Raw genomic sequence first — 22,887 nt, forward strand, 5'->3', positions numbered from 1 at the left:
ACAGCCGACCAGTCTACGTCTGTTTCGAGGACTCCTTCGCCCGCTCCTGGGCCGGACCACGCCGCACGGAACCCGGCGCGTTCCACTCCTGCCGCTTGCGGGCCCGCTTCTTCGCGACCTCGGAGGACTGCAGCTGGTAGGGCACCGACGTCACCATCACACCGGGCGTGAACAGCAGCCGGCCCTTCAGGCGCAGGGCGCTCTGGTTGTGCAGCAGATGCTCGTACCAGTGGCCGACGACGTACTCGGGGATGATCACGGACACGGCGTCGCGCGGCGACTCACGGCGCAGGTTCTTGACGTACTCGATGATCGGCCGGGTGATCTCGCGGTAGGGCGAGTCGAGGACCTTCAGCGGAACGTCGATCCCGCGCCGCTCCCACTCGGCCTTGAGCGCCTTGGTCTCGGCCGGGTCGACGTTGACGCTGAGCGCTTCCAGGGTGTCGGTGCGCATCAGCTTGGCGTAGGCGAGGGCACGAAGCGTGGGCCGGTGGATCTTGGAGACCAGGACCACTGAGTGCACCCGGGAGGGGCGGACACTGTCGTCGCTCGGGCCCTCGGGGGCGGCGATCTCCTCGGCGACCCGGTCGTAGTGCTTCCGGATCGCGGTCATGGTCGCGTAGAAGATCACCATGCCGAGCAGGGCGACCCAGGCGCCGTGCGCGAACTTGGTGACGAGGACGACGACCAGCACCAGGCCGGTGAAGAAGGCGCCGAACGAGTTGATCGCGCGGGACCGGATCATGCGGCGGCGCTTGGCGGGGTCCTTCTCGGTGCGCAGATGGCGGTTCCAGTGGCGGACCATGCCGGTCTGGCTGAGCGTGAAGGAGACGAACACGCCGACGATGTAGAGCTGGATCAGGCGCGTGGAGTCGGCGCCGTAGATCCACACCAGCAGGGCGGCCGCGCCGGCCAGGAGCACGATGCCGTTGGAGAACGCGAGGCGGTCGCCGCGGGTGTGCAGCTGGCGGGGCAGGTAGCGATCCTGGGCGAGGATCGAGCCGAGCAGCGGGAAGCCGTTGTACGCCGTGTTCGCGGCGAGGAAGAGGACCAGTGCCGTGGCGGCGGCGATCACGATGAAGAAGAACGTGCCGTCGCCGAAGACGGCGGCCGCGACCTGCGAGATCACCGGGTTCTGGACGTAGTCGCTGCCGACGGGCACGCCGTTGTCGATGAGGTCCTTGGCCGGGTTCTCCGCCATGCGCACATCGGTGGCCATGGCGAGCCCGATGATGCCGCAGAACATGGTGACCGCCAGGGCCCCCATGAGGGCGAGCGTGGTCGCCGCGTTCTTCGACTTGGGCTTGCGGAAGGCGGGGACGCCGTTGCTGATCGCCTCGACACCGGTGAGCGCGGCACAGCCGGAGGAGAAGGCGCGCAGCAGCAGGAACACCAGGGCGAAGCCGGCGAGCCCCTCGCGCTCGGCCTCGATCTCGAAGTCGGCGGTCGGCGACTTCAAGTTCTCGCCGAGGACCAGGCCCTGGAACGCGCCCCAGGCGATCATGATGAAGACGCCGACGACGAAGACATACGTCGGGATCGCGAAGAGGTTGCCGGACTCCTTCACGCCGCGCAGGTTCATCAGCGTCAGCAGCACGATGATGCCGACCGCGCACAGGACCTTGTTCTCGACGACGAACGGCACGGCCGAGCCGAGGTTCTCCACGCCCGAGGAGATGGACACGGCCACGGTCAGGACGTAGTCCACGAGCAGCGTGCTGGCCACGGTCAGCCCGGCCTTGGGGCCGAGGTTGGTGTTGGCGACCTCGTAGTCACCGCCGCCGCTCGGGTAGGCGTGGACGTTCTGCCGGTAGGAGGCGACGACCGTGAACATCAGGAGGACGACGGCGACCGCGATCCAGGGGCTGAATTGGTACGCCGACACGCCCGCGATGGACAGGACCAGCAGCACCTCGCCGGGCGCGTACGCCACGGAGGACAGCGGGTCGGAGGCGAAGACGGGAAGTGCGATGCGCTTCGGCAGGAGAGTTTCCCCGAGCCGGTCACTGCGCAGAGCCCGCCCGATCAAGATCCGTTTGGGCACGTCGGTCAGTTTGGACACAACAGAGGATCGTAGGCGTTCGAACGGGCTGCCGCCCACCCGCCACCCCACTTCCGCACGGCCCCTGCTCTCCGGGTGAAATCAGGGGCGGCGCGGCTGCGGATTCCGTAGGTCGCGGCATCGGCATGCCTATATGACAAAACCCGCCGGTTTTTCCGGCCGTTGCCGCCCTCCGGAGGTCCCATGGACACCACCGCCCAGCTGATCGGCGCCGCCGCCGCGCTCGTCGGCCTCGGAATCCTGACACTCGCCAGTGTCCGCAGCATCAGCCGCCGTTGATCGATCCCGACTCGCGGCAACCGTGCACAGGGGTGCCGACGTCCTACCGCGCGTGTGTAGCTTGGGCGTCGATCTGAGACCCTGATCTGGCTGAGCAGTATCTCTTCACCTTGGAAGGACGGTCGTGCACATCGTCATCATGGGCTGCGGAAGAGTGGGTTCCGCTCTCGCCCAGACCCTGGAGCAACAGGGGCACACGGTCGCTGTGATCGATCAGGACCCCACCGCCTTCCGTCGACTGGGCCCCGGATTCGGCGGCCGCCGGGTCACGGGCATCGGCTTCGACCAGGACACCCTGCGCGAGGCGGGCATCGAGGAGGCCGGCGCCTTCGCCGCCGTCTCCAGCGGCGACAACTCCAACATCATCTCCGCGCGCGTGGCCCGCGAGATGTTCGGCGTGGAGAATGTCGCGGCCCGTATCTACGACCCCCGCCGCGCCGAGGTCTACCAGCGCCTGGGCATCCCGACCGTGGCGACCGTCCGCTGGACCGCCGACCAGATGCTGCGCCGGCTGCTCCCGTCGGGCGCCGAGCCGCTGTGGCGCGACCCCACCGGTGGCGTCCAGCTCGCCGAGGTGCACACCTCCACGGCGTGGGTGGGCCACAAGATCAGCAAGCTGCAGGAGGAGACGGGCGTCCGCGTGGCGTTCCTGACCCGCCTCGGTGAGGCCATCCTGCCCAGCTCGCAGACGGTGTTGCAGGAGGGCGACCTGGTGCACGTGATGATGCGTGCCGACGAGATCGACAAGGTCGAGGCGGCGTTCACCAAGGGTCCCGAAGAGGAGGGCGGTCACTGATGAGGGTCGCCATTGCCGGTGCCGGCGCCGTCGGCCGCTCGATCGCGGGCGAGCTGCTGGAGAACGGCCACGAGGTCCTGCTGATCGACAAGGCGCCGACCGCCATCTCGGTCGAGCGCGTCCCGCAGGCGGAGTGGCTGCTCGCCGACGCCTGCGAGATCACGTCCCTGGACGAGGCCGCGCTCCAGCGCTGCAACGTCGTGATCGCCGCGACCGGCGACGACAAGGTGAACCTGGTCGTCTCCCTGCTGGCGAAGACGGAGTACGGCGTCCCGCGCGTCGTCGCCCGCGTCAACAACCCCAAGAACGAGTGGCTCTTCAACGAGTCCTGGGGCGTCGACGTCGCCGTCTCCACCCCCCGTCTGATGTCCGCCCTGGTCGAGGAGGCGGTCAGCGTCGGCGACCTGGTCCGCCTGCTGCGCTTCAGCCACGGCGACGCCAACCTGGTCGAGCTGACCCTGCCCGAGGAGTCGGCCCTGGCCGGCACCCAGGTCGGCGATGTGGAGTGGCCGCAGGACACCTCGCTGGTCACGATCATCCGAGGCACCCGCGTGCTCACCCCGACCCGGGAAGACTCCCTGGAAGCGGGCGACGAGCTGCTGTTCGTGGCCGCCCAGGCCCGCGAGGAGCAGCTGGAGGACCTGCTGTCGGTGCGCCGCGAGGACACGGCGAGCTGAGGGTTACGACGACGAAGGGCGCCCAGGGAAGTCCGGGGCGCCCTTCGCGTTGACCGCTACTGGGCCGAGGCTACTCGGCCGAGCGAGCCGCGGACTTCTGTTCCTTCTCGGCCTTCTCCGCCGCCTCCATCTCCGCGAACACGTCGATCGGAGCGGGCGCCTTGGCGAGGAAGATCCACGTCAGCCAGACGGCCAGCAGGAAGGGCGGGATCTTCAGGGAGACCAGGACCCAGCCCAACTGCTCGGTGTCCGCCCACCAGTACAGCGGGAAGAGGACCGCGCACTTGGCGAGCAGGATCGCGCCCCAGGCGTAACTGGCCTTGGCGTACGCCTTCTTGCGGCCGGGGTTGCGGGTGCGCCAGGAGAGGTTCTCCTTGAACACCGGGCCGAGGATCAGGCCGATCAGCGGGACACCGCACAGCGTGGTGATGATGTACGCCAGGCCCAGGCCCAGCGTGTAGAGCATGCCGGGCAGATAGAAGTCCTTGGCGTTGCCGGTCATCATCGCGAAGACGACACCGAAGGCGACGCCGAGGACACCGCTGAAGGCGTGCTTGACGGTGCCCTTCATCACCAGGCGGACGACGACGAGCAGCAGGGACACACCGAGCGCGGCGATCGCCGACAGGTGCAGGTTCTTGTTGATGGTGTAGATGGTGACGAAGAGAAGTCCGGGCAGCACCGTCTCGACCATGCCGCGCAGGCCGCCGAAGGCCTCGAACAACGCGTCCTGGGTCGCTGCCCGGGAGTCGTGCCCGCCTTCTGCGGTGGTGTCTTCGGTCGGCTTGTCGAGCGACGTCACCGGCTACTCCCGTCCGAGCGGTCTCAGTTCGTATTTCGGGTTGAACAGCACCCGGCGGCCCCGGCTCATCGAGATCCGGCCCGATGCGATCAGCTTGCGCCCCGGTTCGATCCCCACGATGGAGCGTCTGCCGAGCCACACCACGTCCAGCGCGGCGGAGCCGTCGAACAGCTCGGCCTCCAGGGCCGGGACCCCGGCACGCGGCCGCAGAGTGACCGTGCGCAAGGTACCAGTAACGGTGACTATCTGTCGGTCGCGGCAGTCACCGATGCGTGTGCAGCCGGCCGTCTCGGCGTCCTCGCGCAGTTCCTCGGACTCCAGGTCCTCCTGCGACGAGGAGAGCCGGTCGAGCATGCGCCGGAACCGGCCCACCGGCTTCTCGGAACGAGGAACAGAACTCATGTCTGAAGCGTACCGGGGCGCGCCGACACCTTCGTACCCGCAGGGAGAGCGCTCGAACCGGCGGTGAGCCACTCCCGACTTGCCTAAAGCCTTTAGGCAATCCCACAATGGATTTCGGTAAACGAAGGGATGGTCATGGTACGCGCAGGACTCACCCCCGAGCTGTTGACCCGGGCCGGGGCGGAGCTCGCCGACGAGGTCGGCTTCGACCGGGTGACCGTCTCGGAGCTCGCCCGCCGGTCCGACGTCAAGGTCGCGAGCCTGTACTCGCATCTGAAGAACTCCCAGGAGCTCAAGACCCGGATCGCCCTGCTCGCGCTGGAGGAACTCGCCGACCGGGCCGCGGACGCGCTGGCGGGCCGGGCCGGCAAGGACGCCCTGACGGCGTTCGCCGACGTCTACCGCGACTACGCCCGTGCCCACCCCGGCCGCTATGCCGCGGCCCGGTTCCGCCTGGACCCGGAGACGGCGGCCCGGAGCGCGGGCGTACGGCACGCCCAGATGACCCGGGCCGTCCTGCGCGGCTACGACCTGCCCGAGCCGGAGCAGACACACGCCGTCCGCCTCCTGGGCAGCGTCTTCCACGGCTATGTCGACCTGGAACTGGCGGGCGGCTTCAGCCACAGCTCCCCCGGCAGCGAGGAGTCCTGGGCCCGGATCCTGGACGCCCTCGACGCCACCCTGCGCAACTGGCCCCGAGCCTGAAGGTCCTTCATGCACTCCACACCCCTCACCCCCGCCCTCGTCCGCGGCGCTCTCGACCTGGAGCGCACCGAGCACGGCCTGCTCCCGCACCGGCTCCCCGCCAGGGCCCGCGCCCAGTGCGCCGACCCCCAGCTCGCCATGGTCGAGTCCCAGCCCTCCGGCGTACGGCTGGCCTTCCGCACCCGCGCCACCGCAGTGACGCTGAGGACACTGCCCACCAAGCGGACGTACGTCGGCGCCCCGCCCCGCCCGGACGGCCTCTACGACCTCCTCGTCGACGGCGCCCTGACCGCGCAGGCGGTGGCGACCGGGGGCAACACCCTCTCCATCGACATGTCGACCGGCACCGCCGAGCACCGCCCCGGCCCGGTCGCCACCCTGCACTTCACCGGCCTGCCCGCCAGGGACAAGGACGTGGAGATCTGGCTCCCGCACAACGAGACCACGGAACTCGTGGCCCTGCGCACGGACGCCCCCGTCGAGCCCCTCCCGGACCGCGGCCGCAAGGTGTGGCTGCACCACGGCAGTTCCATCAGCCACGGCTCCGACGCGGCGAGCCCCACCGGCATCTGGCCCGCCCACGCCGCGGCCCTGGCCGGAGTGGAGCTGATCAACCTGGGCTTCGGCGGCAGCGCCCTCCTGGACCCCTTCACCGCCCGCGCCATCCGGGACACGCCGGCCGACCTGATCAGCGTCAAGATCGGCATCAACCTGGTGAACCTGGACCTGATGCGCCTGCGCGCCTTCACCCCGGCCGTCCACGGCTTCCTGGACACCATCCGCGACGGCCACCCCTGCACTCCGCTGCTGGTCGTCTCCCCGATCCTGTGCCCCATCCACGAGGACACCCCGGGACCGGGCGCCTTCGACCTCGCCGCCCTGAGCTCCGGAAAGCTGAAGTTCCAGGCCCTCGGCGACCCCGCGGAGACGGCCACCGGCAAGCTGACGCTCAAGGTGATCCGCGAGGAGCTGTGCCGCATCGTCGAGCAGCGCGGACCGGACGACCCGAACCTCAGCTACCTGAACGGCCTCGACCTCTACGGCGAGAAGGACTACGCCGAGCTGCCGCTGCCCGACGAACTCCACCCGGACGCGGCGACGCACCGCCGTATCGGCGACCGCTTCGCGAAGCTGGCCCTGAGGGGCTAGCGCTCGAAGCGATACCCCGTCCCCGGCTCCGTGATGCTGCATCCCCCGGGGGACAACCCCCGGACCCCCGGCCAACCTCGCCGCTCACTTCTCGAAGCGATACCCCATCCCCGGCTCCGTGATGCTGCATCCCCCGGGGGACACCCCCCGGACCCCCGGCCAACCTCGCCGCTCACTTCTCGAAGCGATACCCCATCCCCGGCTCCGTGATGAAGTGCTTCGGATGCGAGGGGTCGGCCTCCAGCTTCCGCCGCAACTGCGCCATGTACACCCGCAGGTAATTCGTCTCCGTCCCGTACGACGGCCCCCACACCTCCTGCAGCAGCTGCTTCTGGCTGACCAGCCGCCCGGCGTTGCGGACCAGCACCTCCAGCAGATGCCACTCGGTCGGCGTCAGCCGGACATCCGCCCCGTCCCGGTGGACCTTCTTCGCGGCCAGGTCGACGGTGAACGTGCCGGTCTCGACGATGACGTCCTCCTCGCCGCCCCCGAGGGGCTCGGCGCGCCGGACCGCCGCCCGCAGCCGGGCCAGCAGTTCGTCCATGCCGAACGGCTTGGTGACGTAGTCGTCGGCGCCCGCGTCCAGGGCCTCGACCTTCTCGTCGGAGGAGTGCCGGGCGGACAGCACGAGGATCGGCACCCGGGTCCAGCCGCGCAGACCCCGGATCACCTCGACGCCGTCCATGTCGGGAAGTCCGAGGTCGAGGACGACCACGTCGGGGTGGCGGGCGGCGGCGAGCTGGAGGGCCGTGGCGCCATCCTGCGCCGCGTCGACCTCGTACTTGCGGGCCTTGAGGTTGATCACAAGGGCACGCACGATCTGCGGCTCGTCCTCGATCACGAGCACCCGGGTCATGAAGCCTGCCTTTCGCGTTCCGGTACTGCGGGGTGAAGTAGCTCGTCGGCGGCGACGCGGAGCGTGAGCACCATGGTGAGGCCACCGCCAGGAGTGTCCTCCGCGTTCAGCGTCCCGCCCATCGCCTCCGCGAAGCCGCGCGCCACGGCAAGTCCCAGTCCCACCCCGGCACCGCGCGGTGCGTCACCGTACCGCTGGAAGGGCGCGAAGATCCGCTCCTTGGCGTCGTCGGGGACACCGGGCCCGCGGTCCACGACGCGGACCTCGACGCGGTCGGCGAGGGAGCTGGCGGAGACGAAGACGGGGGTGCCGGGCGGGCTGTACTTGACGGCGTTCTCGACGACGTTGGCGACCGAGCGCTCCAGCAGCCCGGGGTCGACGGCGACCATGGGCAGGGTCTCCGGGATGTCCAGCCCGACGCTGTCCTCGGGCACCCCCCCGAGCGCCATCGGCACCACTTCGTCGAGGTCGATCTCGCGGATGATCGCGGTGACGGTGCCGGTCTGCAGGCGGGACATGTCGAGGAGGTTGCCGACCAGGTGGTCGAGGCGGTCGGCGCCCTCCTCGATCCCGGCCAGCAGCTCCGCCTCGTCCTCCTGCGACCAGGCCACGTCGTCCGAGCGCAGACTGCTCACCGCGGCCTTGATCCCGGCGAGCGGGGTGCGCAGATCGTGGCTGACGGCCGCCAGCAGCGCCGTACGGATGCGGTTGCCCTCGGCCAGCGTGCGGGCCTGGTCGGCCTCCGCGCGGAGCCGGCGCCGGTCCAGGACGACGGCGGCCTGGGCGGCGAACGCTGCGAGCACCCGGCGGTCCTCGGCGGGCAGCACCCGGCCGGTCAGCGCCAGCGCCATGTGGTCGCCGACCGGCATCTCAACGTCCGCGTCGTCGGGGTTGGTGCACGGCTCGGGTCCCACACTCCCGGCGCAGGTCCACGGCTCCACCTCGCTCGCGCGCTCCAGCAGGGCCGCCGACGCCATCCCGAAGGTCTCCCGGACCCGCTCCAGCAGCGCCTCCAGGCTGGTCTCGCCGCGCAGCACGTCGCCGGCGAGGAAGGAGAGGATCTCCGACTCGGCGCGCAGCCGGGCGGCCTGGTGGGTGCGGCGGGCGGCGAGGTCGACCACGGAGGCGACGGACACCGCGACCCCGACGAAGATCGCGATGGCGACGATGTTCTTCGGGTCGGCGATGGTGAACCGGTGCAGCGGCGGAGAGAAGAAGTAGTTCAGCAGCAGCGACCCGAAGGCCGCCGAGGCCAGCGCCGGGAAGAGCCCGCCGAGCAGCGCCGCCGCCACGGTCGCCGTCAGGAACAGCAGCATGGTGTTGGCGAGGCCGAGGTCGACGGCGTTCAGCGCCACCGTCAGCAGCACGGGACCGACGAGGCCGACGATCCAGCCCCAGGTGATGCGGGCCCGTCCCAGCCGGGCCCCCCGTGCGACCGGCAGTCCGCGCCCCTTGGCGACCTCGTCGTGGGTGACGATGTGCACGTCGAGATCGGGCCCCGACTCCCGGGCGACGGTCGCTCCCACGCCGGGCCCGAAGACGTACTGCCAGGTCTTGCGGCGCGAGGAGCCGAGCACGATCTGGGTGGCGTTCACCCCGCGCGCGAAGGCCAGCAGGGCCGCCGGTATGTCGTCGCCGACGACATGGTGGAAGGTGCCGCCGAGATCCTCGACGAGGGTGCGCTGTACGGCGAGTTCCTTGGGCGAGGCCGAGGTCAGCCCGTCGCTGCGGGCGATGTAGACGGCGAGCACCTCACCTCCGGCGCCCTTCTCGGCCAGCCGCACGGCGCGCCGGATCAGGGTCCGGCCCTCGGGGCCGCCGGTGAGCCCCACCACGATCCGCTCGCGTGAGCCCCAGATCTTCGACACCCGGTGTTCGCCGCGGTAGGCGCGCAGATACTCGTCGACCCGGTCGGCCACCCACAGCAGCGCCAGCTCGCGCAGGGCCGTGAGGTTGCCGGGCCGGAAGTAGTTGGACAGGGCCGCGTCGACCTTGTCGGGCTGGTAGATGTTGCCGTGCGCCATCCGCCGGCGCAGGGCCTGCGGGGACATGTCGACGAGCTCGATCTGGTCGGCGCGGCGCACCACCTCGTCGGGCACGGTCTCCTGCTGCCGTACCCCGGTGATGGACTCCACGACGTCGCCCAGCGACTCCAGGTGCTGGATGTTGACGGTCGATATGACGTCGATCCCGGCGGCGAGCAGCTCCTCGACGTCCTGCCAGCGCTTGGCGTTGCGGGAGCCGGGGATGTTGGTGTGGGCGAGCTCGTCCACCAGCGCCACCCGGGGCCGCCGGGCGAGCACGGCGTCCACGTCCATCTCGGTGAAGGCGCTGCCGCGGTACGCGAGCTCCCTGCGCGGGATCTGCTCCAGACCGTGCAGCATCACCTCGGTGCGCGGCCGGTCGTGGTGCTCCACGAACGCCACCACGCAGTCGGTGCCCCGCTCGGCACGCCGGTGCGCCTCGGACAGCATCGCGTACGTCTTGCCGACGCCCGGTGCCGCGCCGAGGTAGATCCGAAGCCTGCCGCGTCCCACAGCGTCGACCTTACGACCAGCAAACCCGACATATGCCACCGGGTACGGCCGCCGGGGCGTCTTTGACGCAACCCTGACGCACCGCACCCGGCGACGGGCTCCCCCGGCTCAGGAGGGGTTGTCCCCGTGGGTGAGGGTCTCCCAGGCGACGAAGAGGTTGTTGCTGCCGGCCGGACGCCTGCTCTCGGTCAGCGTCCCGGTGTTGGCCATCGCGTGGCCGAGGCGGTTGTACAGGGCGTTGTAGCCGACCTCGGTGACGGGCCCGAGCCCCAGACGCAGCGAGCCGCCGCACAGCCGGCCGGGCACGGCCGTACCGAGTTCGTACTTGGCCTGGAACCCGAGCGCGTGCCGCTTTGTGAACAGACGCGTTGGCCGGAGACGGTAGTCCAGACCGATCCAGCGTCAAGAGTCCGCACACGCGAGAAAGGGCCGCACCCCGAGGGGTACGGCCCTTTCGTTACGACTGTCTAGCGGACCTCGGTGATCTCCGGTCCGCGCTGCAGCTGACCCATGCCGCCCGAGAACCGGGAGCCGGCCTCCTCCTGCGGGACCCCTTCGGGGACCATCTGGGCGTCGTTCGGCAGCTTCAGGACGATCGGGTCGCGGGGCGCCATCGGGCCCTCGCCGCGGACCACGACCGTGTCCCGGAAGATCTGCTCCAGCAGCCCGGCCGCCTGCGGCTGCACCGCGCCCTGGCCGGAGATCACACCGCGCAGGAACCAGCGCGGACCGTCCACCCCGACGAACCGCACGACCTGGAAGCCGCCCTTGCCGTCCGGCAGCTGGACCGGGACCTGCGCCCTGAGCTCCCAGCCCAGCGGCCCCTCGACCTCGTCGATGATGCCGCCCTGCTGGGTGATGCCGGAGCCGATCTCCTCGCGCACCTCGCCCCAGATGCCCTCCCGCTTGGGAGCGGCGAAAGCCTGCAGCTGGATCGCGCTGTCGCGCAGGACGACGGTCGCGGCGACGATCGCGTCGCCCGCGACCTCGACCCGCAGTTCCATGCCCTCGACTCCGGGCACGAAGAGCCCGCCCAGGTCCACCCGGCCCTCGCCGGGCTCGCGCACCTCGGTGCTGTCCCACGGTCCGTCGGGCCGAGGCTCCGGCTCCAGGCGCACGCGCTCGCGCGTGCCTTCGTCGTCCGCCTCGGTGTCGACGCCGTCGACGACCTGCTCGGGCTCGCCGGCCGCGTCCTCGGCGGCACCCTTCTTCTTGCGACGTCCGAACACGTCACTGTCCTTCCCGGTCGACTACGACCGAAGCGTATCTAGTCCCACCCGTCGTGCCGCCGTCGGCGGCGTGACCGCTTGTGCCGCGCCCGCCGTCCACGGCGGAGTGCCCACCGGTGGACCCGAAGCCCCCCTCGGCCCGCGCCGAGTCGGGAAGCTCCGCGACCTCCTGGAAGCGGACCCTCTCGACCTGCTGGACGACCAGTTGGGCAATCCGGTCGAAGCGCTCGAACCGCACGGACTCGCGCGGGTCGAGATTCACCACGATCACCTTGATCTCCCCACGGTACCCGGCATCAACCGTCCCTGGGGCATTCACCAGAGCGACACCGCAGCGGGCGGCCAGACCGGAACGTGGGTGTACGAAGGCCGCGTACCCCTCCGGGAGCGCAACAGACACCCCCGTCGGCAACACCGCGCGCTCCCCCGGCTTGAGTTCACAGGCCTCGGTGGTGCGCAGATCCGCGCCCGCGTCGCCGGGATGCGCGTACGACGGAAGCGGTACGTCCGGATCGACGCGGCGGATCAGCACGTTCAGGGGGTCACGGCTCACGGGTTCACCTCGAAGGCGCGGGCACGCCGCACCTGGTCCGGGTCGTTCATGGCGGCCTGGATCTCCTCCGGGCGGCCGTTGTCGATGAAGTGGTCGACCTTGACCTCGATGAAGAGCGCGTCGGCGCGGACGGCGACCGGTCCTTCGGGGCCGCCGACGCGTCCGGTGGCGGTGGAGTAGATCTTCCGCCCGGCCACCGCCGTCACCTCGGCCTGCAGATGCAGCACGGTGCCGACCGGCACCGGCCGGCGGAAGTCGGTCTCCAGACGTCCGGTCACGGCGATGGTCCGCAGCAGCCAGTTCAGCGAGCCCAGGGTCTCGTCGAGGGCGGTCGCGAGGATGCCGCCGTGCGCGAGGCCGGGCGCACCCTGGTGTTCGGGGCGCACGGTGAACTCGGCGGTGAGGGAGACCCCTTCGCCCGCCCGCGCCTGCAGGTGCAGCCCGTGCGGCTGCTCACCGCCACAGCCGAAACACAGGCCGTAGTGCGCGCCGAGAAGCTCACCGGGCGCGGGAGCGTCGGGGTGTCGCACCGGTGTCACGGCGTCGGCCGGCGGCTGAAGGCTTGCGGATGTACCACTCACAGCCGCAGACCTTACCCGCGCGTCGGCGCCTTCCGGACACCGTGCCAGGCTTGGATCCATGCAGCTCTCCGCCACCCCGTACGAAGAACGCCTCACCGCCCCCCGCTCGTGGTGGCTGATGTCGGTGCTGGTCGGCGTCTCCCTGGCGCTGATCGTGCTCCCGTTCGGCACTCTGCCGATGCTCGGCGCCCTGGCCGCCGGTACCGCCGCGGCGGCCGTGGTGGCCAGCTCGTACGGCTCGGTCCGGATCCGTGTGGTGGGCGGCTCACTGATCGCGGGCGAGGCGAAGATCCCGGTCACCGCGCTGGGCGAGACGGAGATCCTGGACCCTGAGGAGGCCCGGGCCTGGCGCACGCACAAGGCCGACACCCGCGCCTTCCTGCTGCTGCGCGCCTACATCCCCACGGCGCTGCGGGTGGAGGTCACCGACCCCGAGGACCCGACGCCGTATCTGTACCTGTCGACGCGGGAGCCGGAGGCTCTGGCGGAGGCCATCAAGGCGGCGAAGGCGGCCTAGGGGGTGTTTTGAAAGTCCTGTGCGGTGCCCGCGGTGTTCGGTGCGTGCCCTCGGCGTGCCGGACGAAGGCCCTCGTACTGGACGTACTTGGGTCTTTGGCCGGTGCGGCGAGGGTGCGTGCCGGGCGCCCTGGGTGCTGTGCGGGACTTTCAAAACACCCCCTAGCACGCGGGGCCGAAGGGGGTCCCCGGAACGGGGACCCGAAGCGCGTCAACTCCCTGACCAGCCGCGCCACAGCCGTCTGGGCCGGACTTCCTGCGCGACGTCCCCCATCGTCAGCGGGTCGGCCGGCGTCTCCAGCGGTGGGAGCTCGGCGAGCGCCTCCCAGGGCACCTGGGTCTTGCGCAGGTCCGCGCGGATCCGGTCGGCCAGTTTCCTGGTGTCCCTGCGGTTCATCAGCGCGCCCACGGCCGCGCCCACCATGAACGGCATCAGGTTCGGCAGATTGCGCACCATCCGCTTCATGATCTGCTGACGCAGCTGGTGCTTCATATGGGTGTTCAGCGCCGAACTCACGGTCGACGGCTTGGTCACGTCGATCCCGCGCTCCCCCGACCAGGAGTCCAGATACGCGGTGGAGCGCTGTTTCAGGTTCCCCGGCGGGCGGACGCCGTAGACCTCGTGGAGTTCGGCGATCAGCTTCAGCTCGATCGCGGCGACTCCGGTGATCTCCGCGGCCAGCTCCGTCGGCATCGCCGGCGGCATGGGCAGCATCGCGGCCGCGCCGATGCCCGCCCCGACCGTGGACGTCGCGGTCATCGCGCCCGCCACGAGCTTGTCGGCGAGTTGCTCGGGGCCGAGGCCCGGGAACTGTCTGCGCAGGGTCGCGAGGTCCCGTACGGGCACTCGCGGGGCGTTCTCGATGATCCGGTCGGCGAGGTAGGCAAGCCCCGCCTTGGCGCGGCTGCCGCCCTTGCGGACGCCTTCCCTGGCCTTGTCCCGGACCACCGCGGCCCGTCGCCGGGCCACGGGCGTCGGTGCCTGCGCCGGCACTGGCGGATCGCCAGGGCCGGCCGCCGGTTCGAGCGAGGCCGACCCAGTGTCGGATGAGCCCCGCTCGTCGTCACGCGCGCCGTGCGGGCCGCCGGGCGGCCCTTGGTCCGCTCCCCGCGCGGGGAAGCGGCGCTTCCAGGGAGGGGTCGAGCCAGTCACGGCCGACCCGTCCTCAGTCGCAGTCGCGGCAGATCGGCTGACCGTTCTTCTCCCGGGCCAGCTGGCTGCGGTGGTGCACCAGGAAGCAGCTCATGCAGGTGAACTCGTCCTGCTGCTTGGGCAGCACCCGGACGGCCAGCTCCTCGTTCGAGAGGTCCGCTCCGGGCAGCTCAAGGCCTTCCGCGGCCTCGAACTCGTCGACGTCCACTGCGGAGGTCGACTTGTCGTTCCGGCGGGCCTTGAGCTCTTCAAGGCTGTCCGAGTCGACGTCGTCGTCGGTCTTGCGTGGGGTGTCGTAATCCGTTGCCATGTCGCTCTCCCCCTCTGGGTGTCTGCGGTGTCTCCAGCGCACGTAACGCGTGAGAGGCCGGACTTGTGCCCGACCCGAGGCGGAGATTTTGCCTCACATCAAGGTCTGTTACTCAATCGACACCCAACCGGACTCCTCAAGAGTGATCGGCTTGGATGGCGATGCGGACCGTACACGGTCCCAATGCCGCACTTCAAAGGCGTCTCACCGTGTACTTCCCGTGATCAAGACCCCCGAAAACCCGGATTTTCCCGGCTTTCCGGCCGGTCGCCTGATCACGGAGAGTGGATGGCCGGAAATTCGCCCTTGTGATCGATCACACACGGTACCGCTCCGCGAGTGCCCAGAAAATTCCGCGCAAAGCGAACATCCCCGGGTGCCGGCACGTCGATCTCACGCGGGCAGCGCGACGCTCATCACCAGCCCGCCGCCCTCACGAGGCTGCGCCGTGATGTGCCCGCCGTGCGCCCGGGCCACGGACCGCGCGATGGACAGACCGAGTCCGACGCCCTTGTCGCTGCCCGTGCGCTCCGTCCGCAGCCGCCGGAACGGCTCGAAGAGATTGTCGATCTCGTATGCCGGGACGACCGGACCCGTGTTGGACACGACGAGCAGCGCCTGGCCGTGCTGGAGCTCGGTGGTGACCTCGACCCAGCCGCCCTCGGGGACGTTGTACCGCACGGCGTTCTGCACGAGGTTCAGGGCGATCCGCTCCAGCAGGACGCCGTTGCCCTGCACGACCGCGGGATCGCGCTTGCCGCGGATCTCCACGCCCTTCGCCGCCGCCTCGCCGTGCACCTGGTCGACGGCCTGCTCGGCCACCTCCGCGAGGTCGACCGGCTTGCGCTCGACGATCTGGTTGTCGCTGCGGGCGAGCAGCAGCAGGCCCTCCACGAGCTGCTCGCTGCGCTCGTTGGTGGCCAGCAGCGTCTTGCCGAGCTGCTGGAGCTCCACCGGCGCGCTCGGGTCGGACAGATGCACTTCCAGAAGCGTGCGGTTGATCGCGAGCGGGGTACGCAACTCGTGCGAGGCGTTGCCGACGAAGCGCTGCTGGGCGGTGAAGGCCCGCTGGAGGCGCTCCAGCATGTCGTCGAAGGTGTCGGCGAGCTCCTTGAGCTCGTCGTCCGGGCCGTCCAGCTCGATCCGCCGGGACAGGTCGGAGCCGGCCACCGCGCGGGCGGTGCGGGTGATCCGGCCGAGCGGCGACAGGACACGGCCCGCCATGGCGTAGCCGAAGGCGAAGGCGATGACGGCGAGGCCGAGCAGGGCCAGCAGAGAGCGGCTGAGCAGGGTGTCCAGGGCGTGCTGGCGCTGTTCGTTCACGCACTCGTTGAGCGCACGGTTGAGCTCGTCCGCAGGCAGGCTGGTGGCGCGCATGTTGCACATGTCGCTGGACACCTGGCCGGACAGGACCCTGAACGGCAGTTCACTGCCGACGTTCAGCGCGCTCGCGGCGAGCAGGTAGATGATCGACAGCAGCAGGATGCCGGCGATCAGGAACATACCGCCGTAGAGCAGGGTGAGGCGTATGCGGATGGTGGGGCGCAGCCAGGGGAAGGGCTGCACCGGCCTTCTCGGGTCCCAGGTCGGCTTGGGCGGCGCCTGGGGCGGTGCGGGGGTCGCTGCCATGGGGGATCAGATCCGGTAGCCGGAGCCGGGGACGGTGACGATCACGGGGGGCTCGCCCAGCTTGCGGCGCAGCGTCATGACGGTGACGCGGACGACGTTGGTGAATGGGTCGGTGTTCTCGTCCCAGGCCTTCTCCAGCAGCTGCTCCGCGGAGACGACGGCGCCCTCGCTGCGCATCAGCACTTCGAGGACGGCGAACTCCTTGGGCGCGAGCTGGACCTCCTTGCCGTCCCGGAAGACCTCGCGGCGGTTGGGGTCGAGCTTGATCCCGGCGCGCTCCAGGACGGGCGGCAGCGGGAGGCTGGTGCGGCGGCCGAGGGCACGCACGCGTGCCGTGAGCTCACTGAAGGCGAAGGGCTTGGGGAGATAGTCGTCGGCGCCGATCTCCAGTCCCTCGACACGGTCGCTGACGTCGCCGGACGCCGTGAGCATCAGCACGCGGGTGGGCATGCCGAGCTCGACGATCTTGCGGCAGACGTCGTCGCCGTGGACCAGCGGGAGGTCGCGGTCGAGGACGACCACGTCGTAGTCGTTGACGCCGATGCGCTCCAGGGCGGCCGCACCGTCGTACACGACGTCGACGGCCATGGCCTCCCGGCGCAGTCCGGTGGCCACCGCATCGGCGAGCAGTTGCTCGTCCTCGACGACGAGTACGCGCACGTCGCTGTTCCTTCCTGATGTCCACCCGCGTAGCGCCGCTGGGGGCGTGCGGGCAGGGGGTCTGGTGGGGTGTGTTGGCCTCCATCCTGCCCTTTTCGGCCATAAGTCGGCGGTAAGACGGGTGAGTGACGCATGAAGGACGGGTGTGAGGACCGGGAATGCGAGATTTTCCGCGGGGGTTGAGGTTTCCGTGAGGGAGAGCGGGGGGAGGACGGCTTTACACCCCGCGATCACGCTCCGCTTGCGCCGCACCACCATGCGGTACGCGGCAATCCGCTTTCCGCAGAGCGGTCGTGGATGTCCGGCACCGTCGCCGCCCGGCAGGGGCAGCGCTGGGCACCCACAGGAGACGTGATCGCCCCTTCCGAACGGCACACCCCCGTGCCACCGACCCACGACCCAGGACGAGGGGGCACAGCATGGACGCATTCACCGCAGGGCTTCTGCAGCGCATAAGGGCGACCGAGTCCGACCTGACGCGGGCTCGTGACGAGGGCGACGACTTCCTCGTCGAAGTGGAGCAGGGCGAACTCGACGACCTGCGCCGCCTCGCCGCCGAGCACGGTGTGGAAGTCGGCGCGTCCAGCGTCTGACCAGCACGTAAGCACAAAGCAGGCCCCCGGCGAATCCAGCGCCGGGGGCCTGCTTCTTCGTCGCCGAGTCCTGTCGCCGAGTCTTGACACCGAACGGACGGCACAGGCCCACCAACCCGCACTGAACCCAGGCCACCGGCCGCGAGGGAGCCGAAGGGCGCGCCGGTGTCGAGACGCCGAACGCGCGGAGGCCCGAAGGGCTGAGCACGTTCGGCGTCTCGACACCGGCACAAAGCGCCCGCAGGCGACCGAGCAATCACAGCTGACCGAGCGAGAAGCAGCCCACCGAGCAAAGACCAGAACCAGCCCACCGAGCGAAACCCCGAACCGGCCCACCGAGCGAAACCCAGCAGCGGGCCATCCAGCCCAGCCTCAATCCCGCCAGGCCCCGAAGTCCTCCAGCAGCCTCTGGAGGGGCTCGAAGACGCCCGGGGTGGCAGCGATCGCCAGGTCGGCCGTGGGGCCCTCTCCGGGGCGTCCACCGGTCAGGGCGCCCGCCTCACGGGCGATCAGGTCGCCCGCCGCGAGATCCCAGGGGTGCAGACCGCGCTCGTAGTAGCCGTCCAGCCGGCCCGCGGCGACGTCGCACAGGTCGACCGCCGCCGAGCCGGAGCGCCGGATGTCCCGCAGGAGCGGGATCAGCTTGTGGGCGACCTCGGCCTGGTGGACCCGGACCTCGGTCACGTAGTTGAAGCCCGTGGAGACCAGCGCCTGCTCCAGGGGCGGCGCCGGGCGGCAGACCAGCGCGCGCTCGCCCTGCCAGGCACCGGTGGCCCAGGCGCCGCCGCCGCGTACCGCGTGGTACGTCTCGCCGCGCATCGGGGCCGCGACGACCCCGACGACGGTCTCGCCGTTCTGCTCGGCGGCGATGGAGATCGCCCAAGTCGGCAGTCCGTACAGGTAGTTGACCGTGCCGTCGAGGGGGTCTATCACCCAGCGCACCCCGCTGGTGCCCTCGGTCGAGGCGCCTTCCTCGCCGAGGAAGCCGTCGTCGGGGCGCTGGTCGGAGATCAGGTCGGTGATCAGCTTCTCGGCCGCGATGTCCATCTCGGTGACCACGTCGATGGGGCTCGACTTGGTCTTGGCGACCGCGAGGTCGGCCGGGCGGCCGTCACGCAGCAGGTCGCCGGCGCGGCGCGCGGCCTCCTGGGCGAGACGGAGCAGGTCCGAGGGCAGGGGGTCGGTCACGGGGCTCCTCAGGCGTAGGGCTGTCGGCCGCTGCTCGGTCGCGGCGGGGTGGGCGAGGTGCGGCTGTCCTTGGAGCATGTGTCACACCCTCGCCGGGCGCACGCCGCTGGCACGCATGCTCGCCGCGCTGCCGGAACACCCCCATGGCTCCGCCGCGAGGGCGCTCCCGCGCTGCCGGAACACCCCCATGGCTCCGCCGCGAGGGCGCTCCGGCGCGGTGCGATCGCTCGCACCAGACACCGCGCGCTGATCCGGCCGGGATGTGACACAGGCTCTTACGCACAGGGGCTGTCGGCGCCCGCGGCGGCGGGCCGGGGGGCGCGGGCGGGGCAGCAGCCGACCGGGCAGAGGTTGTGGCTCGCGCCGAGCGCGCCCAGGGCGCACGGCGTGACCGCCCGTCCGCTCTCGGCGGCGGCCCGCTCCAGGACGAGCTCACGGACGGCCGCGGCGAACCGAGGGTCGGCGCCGACGGTGGCCGAGCGGCGCACCGGCAGCCCCAGCTCCCCGGCCCTGGCCCTGGCCTCGGTGTCGAGGTCGTACAGGACCTCCATGTGGTCCGAGACGAAGCCGATGGGGGCCATCACCACGGCCGGGACGCCGGAGGCGTACCGCTCCTCCAGGTGGTCGCAGATGTCGGGCTCCAGCCAAGGGATGTGCGGGGCGCCGGAGCGGGACTGGTAGACGAGCTGCCAGGGGTGGTCGATGCCGGTGCGCTCACGGACGGCGTCGGCGATCAGCCGCGCCACGTCCAGGTGCTGCCTGACGTAGGCCCCGCCGTCGCCGTGGTCCTCGACCGGACCCGAGCTGTCCGCGGCGGAGTGGGGGATGGAGTGGGTCGTGAACGCGATGTGGGCGCCGCCGCGGACGTCCTCGGGGAGGTCGGCCAGCGAGCGCAGCACACCGTCGATCATGGGCTCCACGAAGCCGGGGTGGTTGAAGTAGTGCCGCAGCTTGTCGATCTTCGGCAGCTCCAGGCCCTCGGCCTCCAGGGTGGCGAGCGAGTCGGCGAGGTTCTCGCGGTACTGGCGGCAGCCCGAGTACGAGGCGTAGGCGCTGGTGGCGAGGACGATGATGCGGCGGCGTCGGTCGCGGACCATCTCGCGCAGGGTGTCCGTCAGATACGGCGCCCAGTTGCGGTTGCCCCAGTAGACCGGCAGGTCCAGGCCGTGGTCGGCGAAGTCCTTGCGCAGGGCGTCGAGGAGTGCGCGGTTCTGGTCGTTGATGGGGCTGACCCCGCCGAACAGGAAGTAGTGCTGCCCGACTTCCGTCAGCCGTTCCTTGGGGATGCCGCGCCCTCGTGTCACGTTCTCCAGGAACGGAACCACGTCGTCCGGGCCCTCCGGGCCGCCGAAGGAGAGCAGGAGGAGGGCGTCGTAAGGGCTGGCATCGAGCGCGTCTGGCATGCGTCCGATCCTGCCACCCGGCACTGACAGCCGGGAAACGGTGGGGTGTCGTCCCGGGTCCCCGGCCGGCCGATCGGGTGCATTAGGGTCACCTAACTCGTAAGCTGTATCGGCCACCTGCACGCCTTACCCGGCGCGCCTCGCGCGCCGCCCTCCCAGCGACCGGAGACCCCGTGCCCAGCCCCTATCGCGCCCTGTTCGCCGCCCCCGGCTCCAAGGGCTTCTCCGCCGCGGGTTTCCTCGGCCGGATGCCCCTGTCGATGATGGGCATCGGCGTGGTGACGATGGTGTCCCAGCTGACCGGGCGCTACGGCCTGGCCGGCGCCCTGTCGGCGACCATCGCGCTCGCCGCGGCGGTGGCCGGACCGCAGGTCTCACGGCTGGTGGACCAGTACGGCCAGCGGCGCGTGCTGCGCCCGGCGACGCTCGTCTCCCTCACCGCGGCGGCCGGACTGCTGCTCGCCGCGCACTACGGCTGGCCGGACTGGACGCTCTTCGTGTTCTGCGCCGGCATCGGCTGTGTGCCGAGCGTCGGCGCGATGATCCGCGCCCGCTGGGCGGCCCTGTACCGGGGCACACCGCAGCTGCACACCGCGTACTCCTTCGAGTCGGTGGTGGACGAGGTCTGCTTCATCTTCGGGCCGATCATCTCCATCGGTCTGTCCACGGCCTGGTTCCCGGAGGCGGGACCGCTGCTCGCCGCGGGCTTCCTGGCGGCCGGTGTCTTCTGGCTGACCGCCCAGCGCGCCACCGAGCCCGTCCCGCACCCGCGCGCGCGGGACGAGAGGCGCGGCAGCAGCGCCCTGCGCTCCCCCGGCCTCCAGGTCCTGGTGGCCACCTTCGTGGCGACGGGAGCGATCTTCGGGGCCGTCGACGTGGTCACCGTGGCCTTCGCCGAGGAGCAGGGCCACAAGGGCGCCGCGAGCGTCGTCCTCGCGCTCTACGCGGCCGGTTCCTGTGTGGCGGGCGCGGTGTTCGGGCTGTTGCACCTCAAGGGGGCGCCCGAACCTCGCTGGCTGCTGGGCATATGCGCGATGGCCGTGAGTATGATCCCCCTCCTACTGGTCGGAAACTTGCCGTTTCTGGCCGTGGCGCTGTTCCTTGCGGGGCTCTGCATCGCTCCCACGATGATCACGACGATGTCCCTCATCGAACAGCACGTACCACGCGCGCAACTGACCGAGGGCATGACCTGGGTGAGCACCGGGCTCGCGGTCGGGGTCGCGCTCGGCTCCTCGGCGGCCGGCTGGGTGATCGACGCGGCCGGTGCGCAGGCCGGGTACGGGGTTCCGGCGGCCTCCGGAGCCGTCGCGGTCGCGGTCGGTTTCCTCGGGTACCGCCGGCTCAATCGGCCGGCTCCGCGTCGGGGAGGCACCGTTGAGCAGCACAACGAGCGGGAAGAACGGCACGTGGCGTAACTGGGGCGGAAACGTCCTGGCCCGCCCCGCGCGGGAGGTCACGCCCGCCTCGGTCGAGGAACTGGCGGATGCCGTACGGCAGGCGGCCGAGGACGGCCTGAAGGTGAAGGCCGTCGGCACCGGGCACTCCTTCACCTCGATCGCCGCCACCGACGGTGTGTTGATCCGCCCTCAACTGTTGACCGGCATCCGCAACATTGACCGGGACGCCATGACTGTCACGGTGGAGGCCGGCACCCCGCTCAAGAGGCTCAACATGGCCCTGGCCCGCGAGGGTCTGTCGCTGACCAACATGGGCGACATCATGGAGCAGACCGTCTCCGGTGCCACCAGCACCGGCACCCACGGCACGGGCCGGGACTCGGGGTCGATAGCCGCCCAGATCACGGCACTTGAGCTGATCACGGCCGACGGCTCGGTGCTCACCTGCTCCGAGAAGGACAACCCGGAGGTCTTCGCCGCCGCCCGAATCGGACTCGGCGCCCTCGGTATCGTCACCGCGATCACCTTCGCCGTGGAGCCGGTCTTCCTGCTGACGGCCCGCGAGGAGCCGATGACCTTCGACCGGGTCACCCACGACTTCGACGAACTGTGGGCCGAGAACGAGCACTTCGAGTTCTACTGGTTCCCGCACACCGGGAACACCAACACCAAGCGGAACAACCGCAGCGCGGGCCCGGAGCGCCCGGTGGGACAGCTCAAGGCCTGGTTCGAGGACGAGTTCCTCTCCAACGGCGTCTTCCAGGCCGCCCAGTGGATCGGCCGCGCGGCGCCCGCCACGGTCCCGGCCATCGCCCGGATCTCCAGCAAGGCCCTGTCCGCGCGGACCTACACGGACATCCCCTACAAGGTCTTCACATCGCCGCGCCGGGTCCGCTTCGTGGAGATGGAGTACGCCGTCCCGCGCGCGGCCGCCGTCGAGACGCTGCGCGAACTGAAGGCGATGGTCGAGCGCTCGGGCCTCAAGGTCAGCTTCCCCGTGGAGGTGCGCACCGCCCCGGCCGACGACATCACCCTGTCCACCGCCTCGGGCCGGGACAGCGCGTACATCGCCGTCCACATGGCCAAGGGGGCCCCGTACCAGCGGTACTTCACGGCCGCCGAGCGCATCTTCACCGCGCACGAGGGCCGGCCGCACTGGGGCAAGGTGCACACGCGGGACGCCGAGTACTTCGCCGAGGTCTACCCGCGCTTCGGCGAGTTCACGGCACTTCGGGATCGGCTCGATCCGGATCGTCTGTTCCAGAACGACTACCTGCGGAGGGTTCTGGGGTCGTAGCGAAGGCGTCGGGTTCCGTGACGTACGCCACGTTCGAGATCCCCCAACTCCCTTGCCGGACGGCCAAGTCCCGCCTCTTGCACCAAGTTGGGCGGCGTGCCAATCCACGC

The 22,887-nt window shown here is 70.6% G+C and carries 22 protein-coding genes and 1 pseudogene; 8 read left to right on the plus strand and 15 right to left on the minus strand.

The genetic code is table 11. The annotated features are described in order from the left end of the window. Positions 1-13: 13 nt before the first annotated feature. On the minus strand, positions 14-2,062 hold the full coding sequence (locus RMT89_RS01480; protein ID WP_315882046.1) for an APC family permease: 2,049 nt from the start codon (positions 2,060-2,062) through the stop codon (positions 14-16). Between the two features lie 403 nt (positions 2,063-2,465). On the opposite strand from RMT89_RS01480, the gene RMT89_RS01485 reads away from it, so the two are divergent. Together RMT89_RS01485 and RMT89_RS01490 are read left to right on the plus strand one after the other, a co-directional pair. Next, positions 2,466-3,137 carry a TrkA family potassium uptake protein gene (locus RMT89_RS01485; RefSeq protein ID WP_315882047.1) on the plus strand — a complete coding sequence of 224 codons (672 nt, stop codon included), beginning with the start codon at positions 2,466-2,468 and terminating at the stop codon, positions 3,135-3,137. Next, positions 3,137-3,814 (plus strand): TrkA family potassium uptake protein, encoded by a 678-nt coding sequence (locus tag RMT89_RS01490; protein WP_315882048.1) that lies wholly within the window; start codon positions 3,137-3,139, stop codon positions 3,812-3,814. Before RMT89_RS01485 ends, RMT89_RS01490 begins: the two co-directional genes overlap by 1 nt. Before the next feature lie 70 nt (positions 3,815-3,884). On the opposite strand, the gene RMT89_RS01495 is transcribed toward RMT89_RS01490, so the two are convergent. Next, entirely contained in the window at positions 3,885-4,616 is a 732-nt protein-coding gene (locus RMT89_RS01495) for a DUF3159 domain-containing protein (RefSeq protein WP_315882049.1), read from the minus strand. A 3-nt stretch (positions 4,617-4,619) separates the two neighbouring features. Next, entirely contained in the window at positions 4,620-5,018 is a 399-nt protein-coding gene (locus RMT89_RS01500) for an OB-fold nucleic acid binding domain-containing protein (protein ID WP_315882050.1), read from the minus strand. A 135-nt stretch (positions 5,019-5,153) separates the two neighbouring features. On the opposite strand from RMT89_RS01500, the gene RMT89_RS01505 reads away from it, so the two are divergent. Both RMT89_RS01505 and RMT89_RS01510 read left to right on the plus strand, forming a co-directional pair. Further along, on the plus strand, positions 5,154-5,723 hold the full coding sequence (locus RMT89_RS01505) for a TetR/AcrR family transcriptional regulator (RefSeq protein WP_315882051.1): 570 nt from the start codon (positions 5,154-5,156) through the stop codon (positions 5,721-5,723). A gap of 9 nt (positions 5,724-5,732) precedes the next feature. Next, positions 5,733-6,872: an SGNH/GDSL hydrolase family protein gene (locus RMT89_RS01510; RefSeq protein ID WP_315882052.1), complete on the plus strand. Its 1,140-nt coding sequence runs from the start codon at positions 5,733-5,735 to the stop codon at positions 6,870-6,872. A gap of 172 nt (positions 6,873-7,044) precedes the next feature. On the opposite strand, the gene RMT89_RS01515 is transcribed toward RMT89_RS01510, so the two are convergent. The 6 genes and pseudogenes from RMT89_RS01515 to RMT89_RS01540 all read right to left on the minus strand — a co-directional run bounded on the left by RMT89_RS01515 (position 7,045) and on the right by RMT89_RS01540 (position 12,628). Continuing rightward, positions 7,045-7,728, minus strand: coding sequence for a response regulator (locus RMT89_RS01515; protein ID WP_315882053.1), 684 nt, complete (start codon positions 7,726-7,728; stop codon positions 7,045-7,047). Next, entirely contained in the window at positions 7,725-10,265 is a 2,541-nt protein-coding gene (locus RMT89_RS01520; RefSeq protein ID WP_315882054.1) for a sensor histidine kinase KdpD, read from the minus strand. The genes RMT89_RS01515 and RMT89_RS01520 overlap by 4 nt, the downstream gene beginning before the upstream one ends. Before the next feature lie 108 nt (positions 10,266-10,373). Continuing rightward, positions 10,374-10,616, minus strand: a pseudogene (locus RMT89_RS01525) (hypothetical protein); the annotation flags it as partial. Between the two features lie 116 nt (positions 10,617-10,732). After that, a complete protein-coding gene (locus tag RMT89_RS01530; protein WP_315882055.1) occupies positions 10,733-11,494 on the minus strand; it encodes a DUF3710 domain-containing protein in 762 nt (253 codons plus the stop codon). A 1-nt stretch (position 11,495) separates the two neighbouring features. After that, positions 11,496-12,047: a dUTP diphosphatase gene (gene dut / locus RMT89_RS01535; protein ID WP_315882056.1), complete on the minus strand. Its 552-nt coding sequence runs from the start codon at positions 12,045-12,047 to the stop codon at positions 11,496-11,498. Then, a complete protein-coding gene (locus tag RMT89_RS01540; RefSeq protein ID WP_315882057.1) occupies positions 12,044-12,628 on the minus strand; it encodes a PaaI family thioesterase in 585 nt (194 codons plus the stop codon). The genes dut and RMT89_RS01540 overlap by 4 nt, the downstream gene beginning before the upstream one ends. Before the next feature lie 58 nt (positions 12,629-12,686). On the opposite strand from RMT89_RS01540, the gene RMT89_RS01545 reads away from it, so the two are divergent. Next, positions 12,687-13,145 carry a DUF3093 domain-containing protein gene (locus tag RMT89_RS01545; RefSeq protein ID WP_315882058.1) on the plus strand — a complete coding sequence of 153 codons (459 nt, stop codon included), beginning with the start codon at positions 12,687-12,689 and terminating at the stop codon, positions 13,143-13,145. Positions 13,146-13,355: 210 nt separating this feature from the next. On the opposite strand, the gene RMT89_RS01550 is transcribed toward RMT89_RS01545, so the two are convergent. The 4 genes from RMT89_RS01550 to RMT89_RS01565 all read right to left on the minus strand — a co-directional run bounded on the left by RMT89_RS01550 (position 13,356) and on the right by RMT89_RS01565 (position 16,896). Next, the gene (locus RMT89_RS01550) at positions 13,356-14,297 is read right to left on the minus strand and encodes a hypothetical protein (protein ID WP_315882059.1); all 942 of its coding nucleotides are present in this window, start codon (positions 14,295-14,297) and stop codon (positions 13,356-13,358) included. Between the two features lie 13 nt (positions 14,298-14,310). Then, entirely contained in the window at positions 14,311-14,607 is a 297-nt protein-coding gene (locus RMT89_RS01555) for a DUF4193 domain-containing protein (protein ID WP_005481602.1), read from the minus strand. 393 nt (positions 14,608-15,000) lie between these two features. After that, the gene (locus tag RMT89_RS01560; RefSeq protein WP_315882060.1) at positions 15,001-16,236 is read right to left on the minus strand and encodes a HAMP domain-containing sensor histidine kinase; all 1,236 of its coding nucleotides are present in this window, start codon (positions 16,234-16,236) and stop codon (positions 15,001-15,003) included. 6 nt (positions 16,237-16,242) lie between these two features. Next, complete coding sequence (locus RMT89_RS01565; RefSeq protein ID WP_003997304.1) at positions 16,243-16,896, minus strand: response regulator transcription factor; 654 nt, start codon at positions 16,894-16,896, stop codon at positions 16,243-16,245. A 419-nt stretch (positions 16,897-17,315) separates the two neighbouring features. On the opposite strand from RMT89_RS01565, the gene RMT89_RS01570 reads away from it, so the two are divergent. Next, positions 17,316-17,489, plus strand: a complete 174-nt coding sequence (locus tag RMT89_RS01570; protein WP_003997305.1) for a hypothetical protein — start codon at positions 17,316-17,318, stop codon at positions 17,487-17,489. A gap of 372 nt (positions 17,490-17,861) precedes the next feature. On the opposite strand, the gene RMT89_RS01575 is transcribed toward RMT89_RS01570, so the two are convergent. Next, positions 17,862-18,677: an inositol monophosphatase family protein gene (locus tag RMT89_RS01575; RefSeq protein WP_315882171.1), complete on the minus strand. Its 816-nt coding sequence runs from the start codon at positions 18,675-18,677 to the stop codon at positions 17,862-17,864. Positions 18,678-18,952: 275 nt separating this feature from the next. After that, complete coding sequence (locus RMT89_RS01580; protein ID WP_315882061.1) at positions 18,953-20,080, minus strand: ferrochelatase; 1,128 nt, start codon at positions 20,078-20,080, stop codon at positions 18,953-18,955. A gap of 173 nt (positions 20,081-20,253) precedes the next feature. On the opposite strand from RMT89_RS01580, the gene RMT89_RS01585 reads away from it, so the two are divergent. Beyond that, positions 20,254-21,498 (plus strand): MFS transporter, encoded by a 1,245-nt coding sequence (locus RMT89_RS01585; RefSeq protein ID WP_315882062.1) that lies wholly within the window; start codon positions 20,254-20,256, stop codon positions 21,496-21,498. Then, entirely contained in the window at positions 21,458-22,777 is a 1,320-nt protein-coding gene (locus tag RMT89_RS01590; RefSeq protein ID WP_315882063.1) for a D-arabinono-1,4-lactone oxidase, read from the plus strand. The genes RMT89_RS01585 and RMT89_RS01590 overlap by 41 nt, the downstream gene beginning before the upstream one ends. Positions 22,778-22,887: the final 110 nt, after the last annotated feature.

The organism is Streptomyces sp. P17, from assembly GCF_032436805.1.
Taxonomy (GTDB): domain Bacteria; phylum Actinomycetota; class Actinomycetes; order Streptomycetales; family Streptomycetaceae; genus Streptomyces.

Excerpts from the sequence above, each read along its gene's own strand:
- RMT89_RS01545 (WP_315882058.1), top strand. The coding sequence starts at position 12,687 with ATGCAGCTCTCCGCCACCCCGTACGAAGAACGCCTCACCGCCCCCCGC.
- RMT89_RS01560 (WP_315882060.1), bottom strand. The coding sequence starts at position 16,236 with ATGGCAGCGACCCCCGCACCGCCCCAGGCGCCGCCCAAGCCGACCTGG.
- RMT89_RS01510 (WP_315882052.1), top strand. The coding sequence starts at position 5,733 with ATGCACTCCACACCCCTCACCCCCGCCCTCGTCCGCGGCGCTCTCGAC.
- RMT89_RS01580 (WP_315882061.1), bottom strand. The coding sequence starts at position 20,080 with ATGCCAGACGCGCTCGATGCCAGCCCTTACGACGCCCTCCTCCTGCTC.
- RMT89_RS01555 (WP_005481602.1), bottom strand. The coding sequence starts at position 14,607 with ATGGCAACGGATTACGACACCCCACGCAAGACCGACGACGACGTCGAC.
- RMT89_RS01490 (WP_315882048.1), top strand. The coding sequence starts at position 3,137 with ATGAGGGTCGCCATTGCCGGTGCCGGCGCCGTCGGCCGCTCGATCGCG.
- RMT89_RS01515 (WP_315882053.1), bottom strand. The coding sequence starts at position 7,728 with ATGACCCGGGTGCTCGTGATCGAGGACGAGCCGCAGATCGTGCGTGCC.
- RMT89_RS01500 (WP_315882050.1), bottom strand. The coding sequence starts at position 5,018 with ATGAGTTCTGTTCCTCGTTCCGAGAAGCCGGTGGGCCGGTTCCGGCGC.
- RMT89_RS01505 (WP_315882051.1), top strand. The coding sequence starts at position 5,154 with ATGGTACGCGCAGGACTCACCCCCGAGCTGTTGACCCGGGCCGGGGCG.
- RMT89_RS01570 (WP_003997305.1), top strand. The coding sequence starts at position 17,316 with ATGGACGCATTCACCGCAGGGCTTCTGCAGCGCATAAGGGCGACCGAG.